The 20,916-nt window shown below is 34.4% G+C and carries 21 protein-coding genes; all 21 read right to left on the reverse strand.

Translation table 11 applies throughout. From position 1 onward, the window contains the following. Positions 1 to 55 precede the first annotated feature (55 nt). The 21 genes from RIB54_RS08965 to RIB54_RS09065 all read right to left on the reverse strand — a co-directional run bounded on the left by RIB54_RS08965 (position 56) and on the right by RIB54_RS09065 (position 20,836). The gene (locus RIB54_RS08965; protein ID WP_350100580.1) at positions 56 to 1,180 is read right to left on the reverse strand and encodes a DegT/DnrJ/EryC1/StrS family aminotransferase; all 1,125 of its coding nucleotides are present in this window, start codon (positions 1,178 to 1,180) and stop codon (positions 56 to 58) included. Continuing rightward, the gene (locus tag RIB54_RS08970) at positions 1,173 to 1,565 is read right to left on the reverse strand and encodes an exosortase F system-associated membrane protein (RefSeq protein WP_350100581.1); all 393 of its coding nucleotides are present in this window, start codon (positions 1,563 to 1,565) and stop codon (positions 1,173 to 1,175) included. Before RIB54_RS08970 ends, RIB54_RS08965 begins: the two co-directional genes overlap by 8 nt. Continuing rightward, entirely contained in the window at positions 1,562 to 2,092 is a 531-nt protein-coding gene (gene xrtF, locus RIB54_RS08975) for an exosortase family protein XrtF (protein WP_350100582.1), read from the reverse strand. Before xrtF ends, RIB54_RS08970 begins: the two co-directional genes overlap by 4 nt. A gap of 8 nt (positions 2,093 to 2,100) precedes the next feature. Next, on the reverse strand, positions 2,101 to 2,733 hold the full coding sequence (locus RIB54_RS08980; protein ID WP_350100583.1) for an acetyltransferase: 633 nt from the start codon (positions 2,731 to 2,733) through the stop codon (positions 2,101 to 2,103). After that, positions 2,726 to 3,322: an acetyltransferase gene (locus RIB54_RS08985; protein ID WP_350100584.1), complete on the reverse strand. Its 597-nt coding sequence runs from the start codon at positions 3,320 to 3,322 to the stop codon at positions 2,726 to 2,728. Before RIB54_RS08985 ends, RIB54_RS08980 begins: the two co-directional genes overlap by 8 nt. 58 nt (positions 3,323 to 3,380) lie before the next feature. Beyond that, complete coding sequence (locus RIB54_RS08990; protein ID WP_350100585.1) at positions 3,381 to 3,983, reverse strand: sugar transferase; 603 nt, start codon at positions 3,981 to 3,983, stop codon at positions 3,381 to 3,383. 5 nt (positions 3,984 to 3,988) lie between these two features. Continuing rightward, entirely contained in the window at positions 3,989 to 5,128 is a 1,140-nt protein-coding gene (locus RIB54_RS08995; protein WP_350100586.1) for a glycosyltransferase family 4 protein, read from the reverse strand. Then, complete coding sequence (locus RIB54_RS09000; RefSeq protein WP_350100587.1) at positions 5,128 to 6,315, reverse strand: glycosyltransferase; 1,188 nt, start codon at positions 6,313 to 6,315, stop codon at positions 5,128 to 5,130. Before RIB54_RS09000 ends, RIB54_RS08995 begins: the two co-directional genes overlap by 1 nt. After that, entirely contained in the window at positions 6,312 to 7,532 is a 1,221-nt protein-coding gene (locus RIB54_RS09005) for a phenylacetate--CoA ligase family protein (protein WP_350100588.1), read from the reverse strand. Before RIB54_RS09005 ends, RIB54_RS09000 begins: the two co-directional genes overlap by 4 nt. 130 nt (positions 7,533 to 7,662) lie before the next feature. Next, positions 7,663 to 8,796, reverse strand: a complete 1,134-nt coding sequence (locus RIB54_RS09010; protein ID WP_350100589.1) for a glycosyltransferase — start codon at positions 8,794 to 8,796, stop codon at positions 7,663 to 7,665. Further along, positions 8,789 to 9,739: an NAD-dependent epimerase/dehydratase family protein gene (locus RIB54_RS09015; protein ID WP_350100590.1), complete on the reverse strand. Its 951-nt coding sequence runs from the start codon at positions 9,737 to 9,739 to the stop codon at positions 8,789 to 8,791. Before RIB54_RS09015 ends, RIB54_RS09010 begins: the two co-directional genes overlap by 8 nt. Before the next feature lie 14 nt (positions 9,740 to 9,753). Next, positions 9,754 to 10,644 (reverse strand): sulfotransferase domain-containing protein, encoded by an 891-nt coding sequence (locus RIB54_RS09020; protein WP_350100591.1) that lies wholly within the window; start codon positions 10,642 to 10,644, stop codon positions 9,754 to 9,756. Then, entirely contained in the window at positions 10,544 to 12,088 is a 1,545-nt protein-coding gene (locus tag RIB54_RS09025; RefSeq protein WP_350100592.1) for an O-antigen polymerase, read from the reverse strand. The genes RIB54_RS09020 and RIB54_RS09025 overlap by 101 nt, the downstream gene beginning before the upstream one ends. Positions 12,089 to 12,174: 86 nt before the next feature. Then, positions 12,175 to 13,332 (reverse strand): glycosyltransferase family 4 protein, encoded by a 1,158-nt coding sequence (locus RIB54_RS09030; protein WP_350100593.1) that lies wholly within the window; start codon positions 13,330 to 13,332, stop codon positions 12,175 to 12,177. Further along, the gene (locus RIB54_RS09035) at positions 13,325 to 14,428 is read right to left on the reverse strand and encodes a glycosyltransferase (RefSeq protein ID WP_350100594.1); all 1,104 of its coding nucleotides are present in this window, start codon (positions 14,426 to 14,428) and stop codon (positions 13,325 to 13,327) included. Before RIB54_RS09035 ends, RIB54_RS09030 begins: the two co-directional genes overlap by 8 nt. A 9-nt stretch (positions 14,429 to 14,437) precedes the next feature. Beyond that, on the reverse strand, positions 14,438 to 15,322 hold the full coding sequence (locus RIB54_RS09040; protein WP_350100595.1) for a sulfotransferase family protein: 885 nt from the start codon (positions 15,320 to 15,322) through the stop codon (positions 14,438 to 14,440). A 36-nt stretch (positions 15,323 to 15,358) separates the two neighbouring features. After that, complete coding sequence (locus RIB54_RS09045) at positions 15,359 to 16,540, reverse strand: glycosyltransferase (protein ID WP_350100597.1); 1,182 nt, start codon at positions 16,538 to 16,540, stop codon at positions 15,359 to 15,361. Positions 16,541 to 16,567: 27 nt separating this feature from the next. After that, positions 16,568 to 18,064: a hypothetical protein gene (locus RIB54_RS09050; protein ID WP_350100598.1), complete on the reverse strand. Its 1,497-nt coding sequence runs from the start codon at positions 18,062 to 18,064 to the stop codon at positions 16,568 to 16,570. A 128-nt stretch (positions 18,065 to 18,192) separates the two neighbouring features. Continuing rightward, positions 18,193 to 18,984: a phytanoyl-CoA dioxygenase family protein gene (locus RIB54_RS09055; RefSeq protein WP_350100599.1), complete on the reverse strand. Its 792-nt coding sequence runs from the start codon at positions 18,982 to 18,984 to the stop codon at positions 18,193 to 18,195. Further along, positions 18,968 to 19,843: a sulfotransferase domain-containing protein gene (locus RIB54_RS09060; RefSeq protein ID WP_350100601.1), complete on the reverse strand. Its 876-nt coding sequence runs from the start codon at positions 19,841 to 19,843 to the stop codon at positions 18,968 to 18,970. The genes RIB54_RS09055 and RIB54_RS09060 overlap by 17 nt, the downstream gene beginning before the upstream one ends. A 33-nt stretch (positions 19,844 to 19,876) precedes the next feature. Further along, the gene (locus RIB54_RS09065) at positions 19,877 to 20,836 is read right to left on the reverse strand and encodes an FkbM family methyltransferase (protein WP_350100603.1); all 960 of its coding nucleotides are present in this window, start codon (positions 20,834 to 20,836) and stop codon (positions 19,877 to 19,879) included. Positions 20,837 to 20,916 lie beyond the last annotated feature (80 nt).

Genomic DNA, 20,916 nt, shown 5'->3' on the forward strand with positions numbered 1-20,916 from the left:
GCTTGGCTGTATAAATAAATCATTTTTTAGATACCAGTATTACCAAAAATGTAACCTACAATAAGGACGTTATTTTATTGATAATGAGTTGCTTTTGCTCTGTTGTAAGGTTCGATCCTGATGGCAGGCACAGCCCTTTTTCAAAAAGATGCTCACTTACCTTGCCTCCATAAGATGGATAGTGGCTAAAGACAGGCTGCAAATGCATAGGCTTCCACAATGGCCGGGTTTCTATATTATGTTTTTCCAGTTCAGTTCTCAATGTTTCCCTATCAAAACCTGTTGCTTTTTCATCTACCAAAACGGTAGTCAGCCAGCGGTTGCTATAATAATCCTTATCAGGCTCTTCAATAAACGTAAAACCCTTGCCCCTTAGATTTTGCTTATAAAAACCGTAATTAGCCCTTCGCTTGTCGGCCCATTCGTCCAGCACCTGAAGTTGCCCTCGGCCTATTCCAGCCGCTATGTTACTCATACGGTAGTTATAGCCTATCTCTGAATGTTGATAATGCGGGGCCTGATCTCGTGCTTGTGTCGCCAAAAATCTGGCCTTTTTAATCCAGGCTTCATTATTGGAAACCAACGCCCCGCCTCCTGATGTGGTAATAATCTTGTTACCATTAAATGAATAAATGCCAAAATCACCAAAGGTGCCTAACTTCTGCCCTTTGTAAGATGAGCCAAGCGCCTCGGCAGCATCTTCAATTAACGGAACCTCATATTTTTTACATATACTGGCAATTTCTTCAATCTTACCCGGCATGCCATACAGGTGAACAAAAATAACGGCTACTGGCTTTCTACCTCCTTTTATTTGGTTGTATAGAGCTTCTTCCAAAAGAGTAGGATCCATGTTCCATGTCTGCTCTTCACTATCAATGAATATGGGCTCGGCACCTTGGTACACTATTGGGTTCGCTGAAGCAGAAAAAGTAAAAGATGAGCATATAACACTGTCGCCAGTTTTAACACCTAAAATAATCAAGGCCAAATGAATGGCTGCTGTACCTGAGCTTAATACCGCACAATGTCCTGCTCCTGAATAAGCACACAGCTCCTTTTCAAAGTTATCTACATTAGGGCCTAAAGGGGCTATCCAGTTTTGATCAAATGCCTCTTGTATATAATTCAGTTCACTGCCTCCCATGTGTGGCGAGGAAAGGTATATTCGTTCATTCATTTTTTGGAATATTGTTTTGATAGTAAAAAGCGGGAATAAGTAAAAGCATTAATAATGGATTAACAATTAACCGGTGCATAAAAGAAACTAAAGGCCCATTATAATTGGTGTAATATCTAATGACCAGATATGGGGTAAGTATGAGTACTATTCCAACCAGTTGTACGTATAATGCAAATACCACATACTTTCTTTTTTCAAAAAGACCATAGATTAAAAGCACTACAAGCAAGTCATTAACAATGAACCGAAACGTTCGTGCCACTGCAAATGAGATGTATTTGGAGTCAAGGGTCTGGTTAAAAAAAGATTGGATATCGCGCTGAAGGAGGTAAGCCAGCAACAATCCCAAGACGCTAATAAAGACAATCAAATATCTTTTCATTCAGCATTTGGCTTATTGTACAGTTTGGTAACCCAGAAATACCACATAATGAAGATTACGCCAAAAAGAAACCCTGTAAAAAGATATTTGTGGGTAAAGTACAGATATTGATCAAAATAGACTGTGATATAATATAAGGCTCCCACCCTTACCAGGTTAAAAATGTGGATGATGACAAAACCAAGTGGAATAAACCAAAGCAATTTCCTTTTCAATCGGCCATAAGCCATTAAAAAGCTTACAAATACAATCATGGTATTTAGCCCATTGCAGCCCTCAAAAACAGACAACACACCTCGGTCTGCATTACTCAAGTGCACATTTGGCCTTGCCTCATCCCTTAGAATAGAGGTTTCATTTCCCGCAAGGTTTAATATCCAGGATGTTTGCTCTGTAACAATATAAGTTATGGGGTCAGGTTGTGGGGAGTAGCTATTAATATACAATCCATAGAGAAGGTTGAGCACCATATAGGTTCCTAAGAATTTGGCCAGGAATAATATTGAAGGCTTGAACTCTTTAAGCATTGACATATTCATTTTACAATTTTTGCGGGAACCCCTACCACGGTATCACCGGCCTTTACAGTATCAAGCACAACAGCCCCAGAACCAACTTTGGCTCCTTTGCCAATCTTTAACCCATTTAAAATATTCGCACCACTGCCCACCAGCACCTGATCATCAATTATAACCCCACCTGCAACGTTAACCCCTGGCATCAGTGAGCAACAATCGCCTATTACAGCATTATGCCCAACCGTGCTGTTTAAATTAAGAAGGACGTGGTTTCCTATTAATATTTCTGTAGTCAGCACAACACCAGCAGTTACTATCGTTCCCTCACCTAACTTAACTGTTTCTTGATCCATTATTATCGCTCCAGGGTGAACTAGTGTAGCATAATGAATATTTGAAAATACACTTATTTTTTCTGTCACTTCAAATTTAGTTTTAGGCGATCCAATGGCCACCACTAAGTAAATCCCTTGATCGTAGTTTTTTAAAATATCCAGTCCGCCAAGAACACTTTCATGCGTCTTGCCATCATCAACAAACCCAACAAAATCCCATTCAAATGTCTCCTTGTTGATCGAGTCGACCAATGCTTTTACTTCTTTTCCAAGACCCCCGGCACCATATATGATTAACTTTTTACCCTCAGCCATTAGCAATAATTTTACCTGGGTTACCCACAACTTTACAATTATCAGGAATATCAGAAACAATGACCGCACCTGCACCTATCGTGCACCATTTGCCAATTTTAACCAACGGGATAACTGTGGCTCCTGCACCAATTAATGTGCCTTCTCCAACTGCCACCCCACCACACAAAGTGGCATTAGGGGCTATGTGTACAAAATCATGAATAACACAATCATGATCGACAGATGAACTGGTATTTATTATGACGTGATTGCCTATTGATGTGTCTGCATTAATAGTGGCAGAAGCCATTACCACAGTGCCTCTGCCAATTTTCACTCTTTTATCAATTACAGAAGCAGGATGCAGGGCATTACAATATTCAGTATTCAATTTTTGAGCAATCTTCTTTCTTATAGCGTTGTTGCCTACTGTTATTATACAGGGAATATGCTCGGCTTTATGAGCACTGTAATTGCCAATAACAGGATATTGCCATAGTTGCTTCTTATTAGGATCATCATCAAAAATGCCTAAGATTTTTGAACCGTTTTGTTCAATGATGTCTATAACAACTTTTGCATGACCACTGGCTCCAAATAAAAACATATTTCAATTAGCAATTAACAATGCGCAATTAACAATTGACAAGTAATTAATATAAACTTTAGTTTCCCTTAAATTTTTCCATTGTTGCGCTTCCTTTTGCACTTATCCCTTCCGCAATAAACACCTTCTTTATTGTAAGAAAGATTATTTTCAAATCTAACCAAAAGGATTGGTTATCCACATAATACAGATCATACTGAAACCTCTGCTCCCATGAAATGGCATTCCTTCCGTTTACCTGTGCCCAGCCTGAAATACCGGGTTTTACCTCATGCCTTCTCCTTTGTTCAGGACTATAAAGCGGCAAATATTCTACCAACCACGGACGGGGACCAATGAATGACATGTCTCCTTTGATTACATTTATTAACTGAGGGAGCTCATCAAGCGATGTTTTCCGAACAAAACTACCAACCCAAGTCAATCTCTCTTTATCAGGTAAAAGCTCTCCATCTGCTCCTCTTTCATCAGTCATCGTTTTAAATTTGATAACTCTAAACAACTTCTCATTCATGCCTGGTCTTTGTTGGGTGAAAAAGACCTGACCTTTCTGAAATGCCATTAAAAAGATAATGACCAAAACAAAAATTGGGCTCACCACTATCAATAAGATAAGAGCAATTGAAAAATCAAAAAAGGGCTTTACCAGGTTTTTGTACATTAGCGCTACATCAATTTTTGATATTCTTGCAATATAAGTTGCCAAACATTTTCTTGTTTATAATCCATTATACTAGGCCGGGCGTTGGCAGCTAATTTAGTCCTTAATGATGCATTTAAGCATAGTTCCTCCATACTTTCCTTAAGTTGCGAAGTGTTTTTTGTTTCTATAAGCAACCCATTTTGACCTGGTTGTATAATTTCATTATTACCGTTAATATTAGTGGCAATTGATGGCAACCCCATGGCACAAGCTTGCAAAAGAGCATTAGGGAACCCCTCTCTGTAACTAGGAAAAACAAAAACATCTGAAGCTGCCAAATACATTCTTATATCACTTTGAAAACCGACAGCTATTATCTTTTCATTTAGGCGGATTTTATTTTTTGTTTCAACAGTAAGTGGTTCCCGTTGGTCTTCGTAATTGCCAACTAATACAAGATATGTGTTATCAACAGTCAAACTATCAAATGCTGCGACTAACTCTACTATTCCTTTATCCCGAACGAGACGACCCACAAAGCAAAAAACCATTGCATTTTCAGAAATATTGTTACAAGCTCTAAATTCAGTAGCTTTGCTTCGCAACGCTTCCGTTGTATCAAAATAGTTGGTATCAATGCCATTGGAGCTACCTTTACCTATCACTTTTAACTTCTTATGCGCAACGGTAAAATTTGATTTGATCCAACTTTCTAAATTTTGCGAATTTGGAAAAACATGTGTCGCAGACCAGTAAGTTAGAAACTCGGTAACAGTCAATATTAGTTTTGATATACCAGAAGCTTCCATTAAAGGCATTCCGGCTACAGTATGTATTCGATGCTTAACACCACAAATCTTTCCCGCTAACATAGCAATAAGACCTGCTTTGGGTGTGTGTGAATGTATGATTTCAGGCTTTTCAACTCTAATCAGTTGAATAGTCCTCCAGAGGCAAACCAGATCCTGCCAAGGACTGATAACCCGAGTAAAAGGAATAACAAAATGTTTTACCCCTTCCCTTTCCTTAATAAGACTAATATCATCACCATCTGCACTGGCTGTAATCACTTCAAAACCATGTTTTTGAGCATAGGACAGCTGCCCCTTCAAAAGTAAGTTTAATGAAATAGGAATGGTTGTAACACGGAGGATTTTAGGCATTATACATTTTTACTGACAGCTTTTGAGAATTCATAGAACTCTCCCCAAAAGGATTTACGTTTATCATTAAGTTTTTCAGGATAATAATTCTTTGCTTTTTCAAAATTTTCTAAAGCCATAGCACTCAAATTACCTAAATTTCGATATATGTAATTAATCTTCTCTGAAAGTTGGTTATGATTTCCAGGCTGATGAAGATAGGTCTGATGTAGCAACTCTGGGGTACCTGCAATAGAGGAAGCTAAAACAGGACAAGCCCGCGCCATTGCTTCAATTACTGACCTTGGAAGTCCTTCTTGCATGGATGGGTGTACATATAAGTCAATACTATCTAAAAAAACATTAATTTGCTCTCCTGCCATTAATTTTCCATGAAACAAAATGGAGTCCTCTAATTCATACTTTTTAATTATAGGTTTTAGAAAATCCTGATTACCAGGCCCTACTATATGCAATTTAAAGCTAATGTTCAGTTGGCCTAAAGCTTTGATCAAAATGCCGATGCCTTTGGCCTTTACATCAACTTTACCTATCACACCAATATTTAACGGCTCATTTGATAGCTCTAATTTTTTTATATTATCTAATCTCTTTGTTAGGATATCAGAAGATGGTTCGGTTAACATAACATTGGAAGCTCCAATATGACGGCCTTTGGTTGGATATCTAGACTGAAGAAATTGATCAGTAACATATAAAACGAACTTGCATTTCCATATAGCTCTTCTTAATCTAAAGTAAGAGTATGGAGCTATTAATTTTGCTTTAAAAGATTGATGGGCTCTATAGGCATCCCATGGGCAACCTACTAACTCAACAGCATAAGGCTTGTCTAGCATTTTAGCAATTCTGATCGCTTGAAATGCATATTCACTATATATGCGAACAATTAACGCATCATGAGATTTAACAAGCTCTTTTAATGACTTGTCATTTTTAAATAAGTTAATTACAAATGACTTTAGTGACTTGATAGGTTTAAAGAACCTAAAAGATACTTTAGGGTGACTTACAACATTATATCTACGGAGATCTTGATCAAAGTCTACGTTGTGACCTATTACCGTTAGCTGGTCAAAATGCTCTAAATACCTTTCCCATGAAGAACTATTAAATGCACCTGAGCTATAGATGATTCCCTCATCTGATTTTAAGTAATTGTGATCATATACAAATATCGCTTTCATTGATCAGAAGGTTCAAATTCCACAACAACTGCTTTAAATTTCTCATTTGCTCCTCGTGGGATAAAGCCCATGTAAGTAAATTCAATAAATATATTTGTATCAAGCCTTTTCACAATTTCTTCCTTTATTTGATCTTCAATTTCGTCTTTATTTGCATTAGTCCGAATTGAAAGTCTACATTCAAAACTTTCATATCCTTTTTGAATAATTTGAGCTTCATTAATTCCATCTACATTTTTTGTAGCATGAAAACATAAATAGCCTATTCTACTTCCATCTCTTTTCCAAACAAGATCTTCCGAACGACCGTTTATCTCACCAACTTCTGGCCATAAAGGGATGCTGTCTTCAGTCACATTGTAATCTGTAGATTGAATTGAATCACCGATTTCATACCTGATAAGCGGCATACTTTTACGCATAAATCCTGTTACTACTACACATCCATAGCCATTAGATACAGCATTCTTGTCTTGATCAAGTATTTCTATAAAGCCCATTCTGGGATGAATCTTCATTAGACCATCTTCATTTTCAAAAATTCCATGTACGCATTCCTGCGAGGAATAAAAATTATGAATCTTTCTTACCAAATTAGTTTCAATCACATTTCTCCAATCAGGTTGAAGTATTTCTGAAGTAGTAACTGCAACCATTTCATTTTTATTAGCTAGCGAATCTGATCCTAACACTTTTGCTAATAAGTGTACTGCAGAGGCATAACCATATATAATATTTGGACATTCTCTTTCAATCGTTTCTTTTATTTCATTAACATTTTGACTCTTTAATGCATAAATCGACAAATGAAGATCATTCGTGAATTTATCTTTAAAAAAAATAGGGCCACCAGCTTTAGGTACATAATAGCCTGAAAGAATTAATAACTTAGGAAAAAATTTACCATTGATTTTCTTAAACCAATAGTTTTTTATCATCTGTAACTCTGCTTTTTCAAAAATATTTGCTTTCAGCTTTAAAGGGGTGCCTGATGTCCCACTGGTTGTATGAGTCTTGGCAAGGAATTCTGAATTACTGAAGAAAAGAGAATTATTCGACTTGAGAACCTCTTTCTTTAAGATAGGAATTTTCTGAACCAGATCGAAGAACTCCTCCTGCGATCTACAGTTAGAAAAATTAATTTCAGGGTAATTATTAGCTTTATAGAATGGAATGTTTTGTAAAGCGTGGCTATAATTTTTCTCAAACTGCTTCATCTGATACTTCCAGAAATGCTGTTCATCAAAAGAATAAAATCTTCGGCACCTCAGATAATATAAGAGACCCATGAAGTCCTTTATTAGCCGATTCAATCCATATTTAGAATATTTTGCCAGCATAAAATCTCTACAAAATTGAGGAAATAGCTTCTTCGTACTGATCGGCTATTTTTGCAGGAGCAAAATCGAAAGCCCGCTTATAACCATTCTTAGAAATACTCTCCAATTTCTCTGTATTAGAAAACAGTTCATCAATAGCTTCGGCAATTGCAATAGAACTGTCAATAGGAACTAGTATTCCATTGTTATTGTGCTCAATAATTTCACTTGGGCCGTGAGGGCAATCAGTTGCAATTACCGCACAACCCGAGGCCATAGCTTCTATAATCACGTTTCCAAAACCCTCTAAATAAGATGCCAATACAAAAACCTCAGATCTATTTAAATAATATTCAGGGTTAGGGACCATTCCTTCGAATTGAACATTATCTTCAAGCTTAAGATGCTTTGTCATCTCCTTCAAGCGATCTTCCTCTGGACCTGATCCCAGAAAAGTAAGAGTTGCATCAGGAAATTTTTTGACTATTTCTACCATCGCCTTGATCACAAGATCAAACCCCTTCAACTTCACCAACCGACCAACACAGATAATTGATCTTGCTTTTCTGCTGTGAAATTCTTGATCCGCCTCAACGACATCATTATCTGTGATACCAATATTGTGTATGGTAACTATATTATCTCCAGCATTTAGAATTTTTTCAGTTATCTCTTTTCTTACACCATTGGAAAGAACAATTACCTTATCTGCATTTTTATAAATTCTAGGCATTATTTTATATAAAATCTGCTTCAAAAAATTCGGTTGAAATTTAATGGCTTGCAGTAGTGAAGCTTGAACCAAGTAAACACTTTTGAAAGAATGTTTTGAAAGTTTTCTTACAATCCAGCTAATGAAATTAACCATATCCATTACTGAAACAAAGGCTTTTGGTTTTTCAGAATTAACTAATCTTATCAGTGGGTTTACCGATAAAACCAAGGCTTTAATAGATGACTTGCAGTTTATATTTAAAGTAATTACTCTAATTTCATCTTGGTTGATGATATCAATATATTGATTTTCCGACCTACTAGTTACTAATATTTTCTCAAATCGCTCATTGTTTAGATTCTGAATTAACCGTGCAAAATGCTTTTCTGCTCCACCTCTGCTTAAAGAAGGACAGAAAAACATGATTTTGATTTTGGAATTATTCATTTCTTTCCTTGAACCATTTAATCGTTTGCATCAAACCATCTTCTAAGGCCACCAGCTGCTTTCCACCCAAAAGTTCATCGACCATCTTTTGATTACTAGGCTGCCTTCTCGTCATATCTCCCTCTTTAAGTGGATCAAGGTGTTTTATTTCACTAGCAGAATTGGTTAATTTTATAATTAGTTTGGCTAATTCTAAAACAGTCATCTCTGTAGAAGAGCCAATATTATAAATTTCATTTCTACTTTCATCAGAAAGCATAGCAGCCACGGTCGCATTTAAATTATCATCAACGAAGCAAAAAGTTCTGGTTTGCTGCCCATCTCCATAGATAGTAATGGGTTTATTTTTTAACGCTAAATCAATGAATTTGGAAATCACGAAATCCTGCGACTGATGAGGACCATAAGTATTAAAAAATCTGAAGATGGTATAATCCAAGCCAAATTCACTTTGATAAGTCTTAATAAAAACTTCACCCACGTTTTTTACTACTGCATAAGGGAGTTTAGAATTTAAAGGGGTAGTATGTTCATTCTGTGGTAATTCTACGGGTTCTCCGTAGACTTCACTGGAAGAACTAAATAGGATTCTTTTGACATTAAAGTCCTTAGATAACTCTAATATATGTTTAAATCCATCTATATCTTTCAGGACTTGCAATGGATTTTCCAGTGTTCTTAATACCCCAACGTACGCTGCATAATGAAATACATAATCAGGTTTAAAAGTGTAAAAGATATTGTACAGTGTATTATAATTATTAGCATCTCCTCTTATGAAACTATAATTTGGATCATCTTTAAACTCGTCAATATTATCAATTGATCCGGTCAAGAAATTATCTACACTAACCACCTTGTAATTCATAGATAATAGTTTCTTTGTCAACCTGGAGGCAATGAAACCAAGACCTCCTGTAATAAAAACTGTGTGATTTTTCATGCTCTAAATTATATTCACTTCCAAAAGGAAATATCAATTTTAAATTCCTTTTCTAATGCCTTATTATAATCTGCAAAATAGTCCTTTAATAAATTAATTGAGGACGAGTCACTCGAGGAAATTACCTGCTCGGTGAAATATCTAAAATATACTTTTTTGAAAGTTGATTTAAATGGTATCTTTCTAAAACTCCTATTCAATCTTGCCAGTATATTTTGAAGAGAAGAACTTTTAGGTTGATAGGTTTGATTTTTTTTCTCAAGATCCAGTTCATCCCAATTAAAATCAACATTTAACCAACTAAATAAATTAGAATAAAATCTTTCCGGTTCCTTTTTCATTTCCTCAAAGACTCCAATATAGAGATTGCTGTTTTCAAAGAAAGACTTATATTTTCTTAAATGATCAATGTAGGTAGAGTAATACAACTCATTTTTTAGAACGAAGCGGCTACTTTCATTTTTAATATAATCCATTGAATTATTTTGGATCAGATCGTGTACATAGCGCTCGAAAGAAATGTTTTCTGGCAAATAAGCCGCATTAAATTTAGTATAATAAAAGGATGAGCGTATCCTATCTGCTGGCTCTCGTAAAAGAATGATTAACTTGTAATCATCCATCCTGTTTTTAAGATGTTCAAACATCTTATCCTGAAATATATGATGGGTAGTTGCTTCCATCAAATACTTATTAGACAGATCAAAGAATGGGTAAAAATCTTCCCAAGAATTATTATTCCTTCGACTACTTTCAGCATATAGCTTGACAGGACTATCATCGTCCATAAGAAAAAATGTTTCTTTAGGTTGTGACCCTGTTATCGCCTTGCATTGATTGAGCACGTTGAATAAAGAACTTGTACCGCATTTTGGAAATCCAAGGATATATAGATTGGGTTGCATTATAAGGGCCTAACAGCGTTTTCACACCTACTAAAAATAATATCATTTGAAAATAATTGACCAAACTTAATACGGTTGTGTTAAAATTCATAATAAATATGATGTAGGCTATTAAGAAATAAACATCATCTGTAACTCCATACTTCAAAATTCTATTCACAACTAGTTTATATATCCTACCTTTTAAAAAGAAAACAAATATTAAACCCAAAAAACCAAAATTATAATAGGCTTCTGCCGTCTCGCCTGGTGGAATTCCCGCTTGAGATGTTCCAAAAACGTTTCTTCCCACATAGTAACCGGTACCATGTGGTTTATCATTCCAAACAGAGCGTGGAATAAAAAACAATAAGGCCCCTAAATATGATTTGCCATATAAATAATCAGTCTGATTTGGTACTTTGGCGTAGATAGCAATATCCGCATTTAATCCTTGCCATAGCCCCAGCTCTTCTTCTGATTTCTCTATTGATTCAGACAAATTAAGATTACTGAACACACTCCAATCTACTTTATTATCATAAGTTGAAGCTCTAAATTGACCTAAAACACCAAAAACTCCCAAGAATAATATGCCGATTAAGGCTGGTCGGGTGATTGGTATCTTTCCATTTTTAATCATCCAAACAATAAAAAATGGCATAGTCGCTAAAATCAAACCTGATCTCGAGCCCACAAGAAAAAACCCGGAAATAACAGTGATGATTACCGCAATGAGTAAAATTATATTTCCTTTTAATTTTGCACCATTAATAGTAAACCATATTAATGGGAAAATATATATTCTTTTCAAAAATGATAATTGAACTCCTATTTCTGATAGGGCTTCTTTCCTGGAAGTTCCCCAACTCGAAATATAGCTCGTAATACCACCTTGGCTATTAAAAAATAGTAATAATAACATTAAACTCGCTACCGATATATAGGGAATCGCCCTCTTAGCTGAAGTAAATACGATAGGAAACGGAAAGCGGGGAATCTTAAAATGAATGGCCCTGTTGCCAAGTGACACATAACCCAAATAAAAAAAAGACAATGCAACAATATCAAAAACACGGGCCTGTAGGTTTAAAAAAACTAAATCATATGTTACAACATCGGTAGAACGAAATGCTGCAGTACTAGAAAAAGTATATTCAGTCTGAAAAAATGGAGTTAAAAAATTACCACCTGCCTGACTAACTGTACTTTTTAATAAACCTAATAGAATAGTAAAGACTAAAGGATGAATAACACCAATATTTCTAAATGGAACTAATACCGGCAAAAATATTAAGGTAGAATAGATGATATTTAAAACTGTGAGAATAAAAAGACCTTCTTGTTCTGCATTAAGTAAAAAAGTGTATATCGGGATAAAAATTCTATAGACAATAAAATACGTCTTTAACAAGAACATTAACCAAGTCGGTATATCAATAAAACTATTGAAATTATTCTTCACTTACTATTTCTTATAATAACAATTAAGCACTATTACTTCACTTTTCACCCAATACACTCTAACCTTATTCATACAAAAGCGAAATCTTATGTACTTAAATAGATGTTTTGATAACTAGTGATTATCTCAGGCTTCGAGAATAACTGAGTCGCTAAATTACGCCCATTTTCTGAATACTTTTTTAGTAATTCCTTGTTGTTAGATAGCTCATAGGCATTTTGAAAGAAAGAATCATACACCCCTTGAGGAACTACAATACCACATTTATTCTCTTCTATAATTTCCTCTGCACTACTCACATTAAAGGAGACCACTGCTTTTCCACAAGCTAAGCTTTCAATCATACAGCGTGCAAGGCCTTCTCTTTTGGTCGGCACTATCGTAAGATCTGCTGCTTTATAAAAATCTTCCACTTGCTTATAGTAGCCATGAAAAATACACTTTGCCTCGAGTCCTAATTTTTCAACCATTAACTGACATTCCTGAGCATATTCATTAATATCCCCTACCAAGTGTATCATCACATCATGTGCTTTTAAATCTTGCTCCATCGCTTGGATAAAACCCAATTGATTTTTCTTGGTATTGAAAGTAGCTACATAAGCCCAATGCAAATGATCCTTATCCATCGTAAGTTTTTCTCTTAATTGATTCTTCTCGGTTTCATTTGCAGGAGAAAATCTTTGGAGATCCACAATACTGTAGATTGCATGAATGTGATTGCGCCAATACTCCTTGTTATTAAGAGGAAGTCGTTGATACAACTCCCTTTTCATGTGCTCTGACAGTACAATAAGCTCATCACAATAATTGACAAACTTCCACTTTTTAGTGTAAAGTCGACCAGGTTCAAAAACATCCCTTATATTAAAAATAATCTTGAATTCAGCTTTAAACTTAAATAAGTTAGTCATCTTGGCAGAAAAAACACCGTAAGAGAGTGCCATGATATCATTAAAATGAATAGCCCTTATATTTCCTCTTGATACCAGCTTTAATAAAGTAAAAGACCAAAAAAGGACATTATAGATTCTGGCCCTTAAACTGAACGAATCCATTGTAGGTGTAATCTTAAATTCGTAGCCTAAGGCTTCAGCTTGTTCCACCACTGAAGTACGGGCGTTGGTTAGTAAAATAGGCTCTATTTCGTCAAATGATTTGATGAGTTGCCATAAGCTGTTTATCCCTCCATTCGCTTGACTTTTGGATTGATAAAAAACAAAAATCACTTTTTTCTTATTCATGAATCTCTTTTAGAATCCTATGCGAACGTTTTTCCCAAGTATAGTTATTTATGAAGTCATCATAGGCCTGCAATGAGATACTTTGCTTTAGTTTTTTATTATTGACCAAAGTATGTATTGCATTTTGCCATTCATTAATGTTTTCTGGATTACATAAAATGGAATTATCATTATTTAGTACTTCCTTTAACACAGCTAAGTCCGAAGCTATTATCGGCTTTTGATGTGCCATATACTCAAACATCTTTAAAGGTGATGTAAAATCAGAGATGTTCGTTTTACCGTCATTCCATATTCTCACAATTTTTTGATTTGGCAATAAGCAAATATCAAAAGCATTAATATAATTTGATAAACTTCCTTGTTGAATAAAGCCATGATAATGCAAGTTAAAATAGCCATGCTTAGCTTTCCAACTTTCAATATCATTTTGATTACCACCCACCACATGAAATTGCACATTGGTCATGCAATGCGCAAGTTTTCCTACTATTTCCATTCCTTTCCCAACATATAGATGCCCTACATAGCCAATATGAAATCCTGCACCTAAATCGATTTTATCTGTAGTTGTTGGGACTACACTGGCATCATGAGCAACAATAACTTTACTAGCAGGTAAATTAAAGTCTTTAAGCATCTGATGCTTTAGAGCATTTGAAATAACAGTAACATTTTTAACTTTTCTGAAAAATCTTTTAGTCATCCAACCTAAAACACCTGCTTTCATTTTTAAAGGGGAATGAAATTCATGAACAACCTGTTTTCCCATGTTTACTAAAAACATGGCAGTGTAGAAGTCCCGTGAATAGTAAACATCTGCCCATCTTATCAACGCATAACATGCCTTCAAAAAGGAAAAAAAATATTTCGACCCTTTAAATTTAACGAATGTAAGACGCTTTATTTTAAAGGAATGTGATACATTGTAAAAATCAAAAATAGCACCTACTGATTTCTCACCTTTATTATAGTATATGTATGTCAGGAGTTCTACATCATGTGTTTTCGAAAAGGCTTCACACATTTTCATAATATGCACGCCATGAGCTGCCCTGGTAGGTAAGTCTGCATCTGACAAATAGACAATTTTCATATCTATTATCTAGTTGAATTTATTCCTAATTCTTTGAAATATAGAAGCTGTAGCTTCCTTCTTTGGTGAGGTGGATAACCTCTTAATGTATTCGGAGGAATAAGTATAATTAAGTTGCTTGTTAATATTTCTAGTTTGTTGAAAAAATTCTTCTTTCTCTGTTTCAGACCATTTATGAAATTTATAGGAAGGGCTTAGCGTATTCACTTTCTTAGCCGTTAATTTATGAAAGGTTGCTTCTGAAATTTTATCTTTCAGCGATAAAAAATCTGCAATTTCAAGGTATTTTTGGTAATCTAGGTCTTCTAGTTTGATTACTTTATAATGACTATTTGGAATACCCTCAAACTGTTTTAAAACTGCGGAGTTCAATGCTTGATAATACCATGAAAGCTTTCCGATTTGAGTTAACTGTTCCCATTCCTTCAATTCATTACCTATAGGCACTATTCTACTGAAACTGTGATGCTTAAGTGACATCTTTGGCTGAAAACCTGGTGCTTTAGAATAGTCTGAAATAACTAAATCGTTTTGATACCAGCCTTTTTTGTGGTAGCTCGTCACTACTGCATGAGGTGCCCTTACAAGCAGAATGAACTTGGCATTAAATTTTTCAAATAGAGGCTTTACTGCTAAGGATAAGTAAGCACTAGATTCAAAAGAAAAGTCTGCTTTTTCCAAGTCATTTTCAACTGCTTTCGCTTTAATATGAAAATAACCGGAGTGCTCTAACTTTAATTGATTCCACTCAGCATATCTATAAAAACTATCTTCTAAGGGAAGGCGTTCGTGGTGAGAGAGAAGATTAGGTTGATGAGATAACAACTCATACAAAAACTTCGTACCACAGCGACCAGTACCTATGCTGAATGCTACTTTATTAGAATAATTCATTCTTACATTTGTGTTTTATATAGCGTTGAAATATAATTAAAGTCCATTATTATTCTTTAAGGCATTTTTCCAAATTGATAATTGTTTTTTCGCTCTATCTTCAACGGAATATTTCAATGCTACTTCTCTTACAATTTCTCTATCAATATTTTCATGATATAATATAACAACTGCCTCTATAAATTCTCTTATACTTTCAGGGATGATCTGAACAGCAACACCTTCCTCCACCAAATCTTCATGAGTATTCTTAGGGATGATTATTGAAGAACCAGTAGCAAGATATTGATATATCTTCTGAGATGAATTACCCTTTTCTTTTACCTCCTGACTAGAAACAAGTGCAACACCAATATTCAAGCAGTTAAAGTATGGTAATACCTCATCAAATGGAATTGTTCCAGTGAATGTAAAGTACCTTTCAACATTCATTTTCTTAGCTAACTTTTGCATTTTATATAGGTGCGTACTGTCTCTATATTTACTGTCCCCTACAATGACAAAATGAACATCCGGAATCTTATTAATAATTTGTGGTGCAGACTTAATCAGCAAATCAGCACCTCTATTTAGGGGGACTCCTCCAATATATCCAATTATAAAACTGTCTTTTTTAAAACCATACTTCGCCTTGGTACTTGGTCGATCCATTAAATGGAATCGCTTTAAATTAACGGCATTTCCGACAACATGAACATTTTGATATCCTAATAAAATTAATTGATCAGCACCTTCCTTTTGCGAACAATCTATACACTTTGCCCCATTTAATCCCCACTTTAAGACTGTGTTTCTATACCAATTCTTTACATTTTTACTCTTTTTAATTTGACCTTGAAAATGACGAAAGCCAAATTTGACCCCTCTAAAATATAACCATATAGGAATTAAGCTTAATCTCCCGGTTGAATCGGGTCTAAGAATTACTAAAACGTCTTTCCTATTTTTACCCAGATTATGATAGATTGAGATAAAAGAGCGCAGATATTGAATCTGCCAAATAAGAAGTGACATTCCCTTATAAACTTTCTCATTTACATTGAAAGAATAAAAATTGGAACTTGAAATTTCGCTACGGTTGGTTTTTGATGCAAGCAAAAAAAACAGCTTAACATTCTCTTGAGCGCTTTGGTTTAATGCTAATATTGATTCCAATTCATTTGTACCCGGACCTGTAGGTTTGGATATATCTACTAATGTGACATAGACTATATTCATTTTTTAATTAATAAGCGATTGGAATTACTATTTTGTATATGGAAAGTCTTCGCACAAAGCTAATAACTCTTCACAAGTTGATTTTAATGTTATTGAAGTAATTCCAGAATTGCGCTTAACTTCTGTCAATCCCTTTATCACTTGCTCTATTTTCTCTGTTTCATCATCATAAAAACAACAGTACTCCTTAATTTCATGATCTTGATAATACTCCTTACCTTCAGTATGTAAAATAAGGCTCTTGACCTCCATTCCTGCGGCTTCGATTGCCACTGATGACATCAATGTAATATGCAGACTAGTATTTTTTAAGATGTTTGGTAATGGCAGAACTGTAGCTTCTTCAATATTAATTAAATCTAGTATTTCTAATCTTTCCAATTCCATTCTAATATTATCTAATTCAGGCAACTGCCTAGGATGTAAGCGAAACCAAAACTGATAATTACGATTATATTCTTTAATGAATGACACAAGGTAGTCCGGAAATTGCTCTCCTCTATTACCTAAAGTATATAATATTAATTTCTTTGTAGGATCAAGTAGTTCAGATATATCTTGAATTTGTGGAATCTTATTTTCTTTGAAGACCATTAACCATGGATTTCCCAAAGCCACTGCTTGGTGTGCTAACTGAGGTGACCAGCTATTTATAACATTGCTCTCGTACTGACTCCATGTCCAAAAGTAATCAGGTAGTGTAGATAAACCAGATGATGGGATATGTGAATAATTTCCGTAAGAATAGTGTTCCTTATAAATTATCCCGTGCTGGATATCAAAGGTAGGGATTTTCATTTCTTTTGCCGCTACTAAGAGTGCTTGCTGCCATTCTCCGTAATAACACACCAGTAAAACAGCTTTAGGTTTTATCTTTTTTAATAAATCTTTTGCTAAGGATTTATTTCTATTGATACGGTATGCTATGTTCTTGACTTTATGCAAATTTATTTTTTTTGTAAGCTTATCATCTACTTTAGATATAGCCCTTAAAAAATCATCAAACCCTATTAAAACTAAAGGGGCCACTTTATGCAATTTTTTACTAATTCTTACTCTTAAATTCCCCCAGTTTATGGCATCATCTAACTTTTGAAATCGATTATTCTTATACACTTTGGTAATGTAGACATCAGTTTTAGATTGTTCTACTAAAGATCCTTTATGACCCATTTCTTCTAACTGATCCAATAAGGGATCTGCAAAACGATTATATGAGGTATTTTCTAGCTGATTACGATAAATTTGATTTGCAGAAACTAAGAAATCTGCTGGCCTTGAATTTTTTAACAGCCTTTTGTAAGCAAAGTAATATTTGAACACATTTTTTAAATTGACGTCTTTTTTCTTCTTCTTGGTAGTATTTTTTTTTTCTAAAAAATGCTTAAAAATTAACTGGCGAATGATCGGCCATAAATCAATTCCTTCATACTTCCAGTCATACACCGGAAATTTTTCTTCTAATTCATTTACAAGAGTTAGTATATCCTTTTTTGATAAAGTCCTTGAACTGGTGTTTAACATTTATAATCTTATAACATATTAATACTCAGATTTTCTAAATTACTGCCTTTACAGTACTTGTTTATCATCTAGCATTTGGTTTTGCCTCCTAGATAGCCAACTAATTTATTCTATTAACTCATCTACTTTTAAACTTTAACAAACTTAGTCTTCATCTTTTCAGGAACTTCGGTAGTAAAACAATAATTTGTGCAGGCATATCTGATTCCTTCCTTAATTGGTGCACCTCTATGTATCCCTGATGTATCAACAAGAATTGCTGTCCCCTTTTTCCCGGTTATAGTACATAAAGCATTGGTTCTAAATTTCGACCTGATAAATGAATCCGTGTATCTGCTAGGAATCTTTTTTTCATCATCCAAATTATAATCTGCTTTAACCACACCTAATACTTTTTTGGATAAACGGTGTGATCCAACTATATATTGAAATGGCCCATTATTTTCGGTTACATCTGATAAATACACTATTAACTTTACTTGAGGGTAAATATAACTATCTCTGTGCCATCCTCCACCTGAACCTAAATTACCAGGAATAGGCGACACTCTATTTGCCATTGTAAATGAGCCTTTCGTATTTAGGTACCCTGATATTAAGTCAATTACTTTTTCTGACTGAAACGCCTTATGGAAAGTATCATCAACCACATCAATTCCCAGTAATCTATGATCACTTTTTAATTCATCTGCTATTACATTCTCAGCTTTATCAATTAACCCATCAATCTTTCCCACAAGAACTTCACACTCCTTCTCAGTCAAGAAATCATCTATCACAACTAGACCGTCTTTTTTCAACATTTCATATGTTTCATTTATTGAATTTGACTGAAGGTTAAATCTCTGATAGTCAGAAATATCTTTAAGCAATCTTATAGTATTATTAAGATATTTTTTAGTTTTAGTAGCCCACCTCATGATTTAGCGAATTTTTAATTATTTTATCAATAGAATCAATTGTACTATCAGAAAGATAGTCTTTGTAACCTCCCACTTTACCTTTCCTTACCTTATAAGCATCGTTATTGTCTTGTTTATCACTACTTACACCAATTGCGTTTGTTCCGTAAAAGTTTTCTTTTTCCTTTTGTTTCATTTTTGAAAAATCATTGAATTCCACTGATTTTGCAATTGAACTAAGCGATATGTCTTTAACATTAAAAAAAGATAGAATTTCTTTTACTGAGTCTATGGGGTGATTACGCATATCTTCATACTTTACAATTTTGAAATCTTTGCATTGATTTTTGGCCTTAATCCAATCATTATAAAAACGAATAATGGTTTTTAGTCCTCCGTAGTGACCCATGATGAAGTTTTCAATTGATGTCAAGTCAAACTCTTTTTTTTTCAAAGATGTTCCCCTTTGCGTCAAATGAAAATACCACGATATTAATGTGTCTTTTGGTTCTCTCACTAAAAACAGGACTTTCTTTTCTTTATATAATTTCTTATCTCTAAAAAGTTCTCTATAATGGTAATACATGGGTCTACCATCATGAGTCATTTGCAACTTGGGAAATGTCTTTGACTTTTCATTTAAACGTAATAATGTATCAATATATTCTTTAGGGTTTCCTCCAAACAATTCGGGATACTCAAAGTAAAATGCGTGATTAATAATTAATCTTAACCAAGTTCTTCCACACTTGGGGTAAGATACAATAACGTTGTCTGGTAAATTTTTAACCAGCTCTTGATAGATAGGTCTTCTTTTTCTCTTTCTTATTTTATTAATTATTAGCTCTGGCAATAGGGTTTTTAATGTCTGTTTCATATAAAAATGGAATTTAGCCCTAATTAATAATTACTACTTGAAATCAGGCTCATAATAATCACTTGAACTCCTTTCATTAAACTTGGATATTCTTTTTATCAATTTTTGAATTAGCAGTGAATAGTACTTATAACGAGGTTTTCTTGTATTGGAAATCCTCTCTTTTATCCTATTTTCAATAAACAATTGTAATTCACTATTTTCAAGTCTTTTGTTTAATGATAAAGCATATCCCAAAATTCCATAGCTTTCAGCGATTACAATTGCTTTTAGTATTTTTTCTTCTCCTTGAATAAGCTCAGCCCTTTTAAGGAAGAATAAGTTAATTCCAACAGGTTGTCGTGAGGATTCAGCTCCGTATGACTCCTCGTTAATATTTTTCCAAGCCATATAGTCGCTATTAATTTTATGAAGGAAGAAACCTTCATTATAGAGCAAATTAAAAACATCTCCAAACAATCGTTGTCCCTTATGTGCTTCAAGAGCCCAAGCTTCTACAAACACCCCTAGTGTTCCTTTTAATGCTTCTTTCGCTCCTTCTAGTATTTGAAATTCGGCTCCATGTACATCAACTTTCATGAAATCGGAAGATGAATTAGACAAAACAGAGTCCAGTTTATCAGTAGCAATTGTAGTTGTACTTTCAACAGCTCTTGTGTTCCAATGACGGTTTGCAAAAGTGGAACTTAACAATTCAATGTTTGGCTCAAATACGCTTGAAGCAGCCGCACTTTTTGTTAAGTACAGCTTCAATTCACTCTGGGAATCCCATAACGCTATATTATGATACTTTCGATTTGATTTTGCCTTGTCACATAGAACCTCAAATGCTTTCCTATCAGGCTCAAAGCCAATGACGTTAATACTTGAATCATCCAACATGTTCCAAGGTTCACCTAACTTTCCTCTTGCACCTATATCAATATAATTTACAGGGTCTTTAGATAATTCAACTTGAATACTTTTAAATGAAAATAAATTCTTTTTATACATAATTCTTTCTCTGTAAATCTAATACCTGTTTTATAATTAGTCCCTTTAAGGGACGGCAGCGATCCTCTTGTAAAGCAAAA

It is taken from the genome of Fulvivirga sp., from assembly GCF_040218215.1.
GTDB lineage: Bacteria > Bacteroidota > Bacteroidia > Cytophagales > Cyclobacteriaceae > Fulvivirga.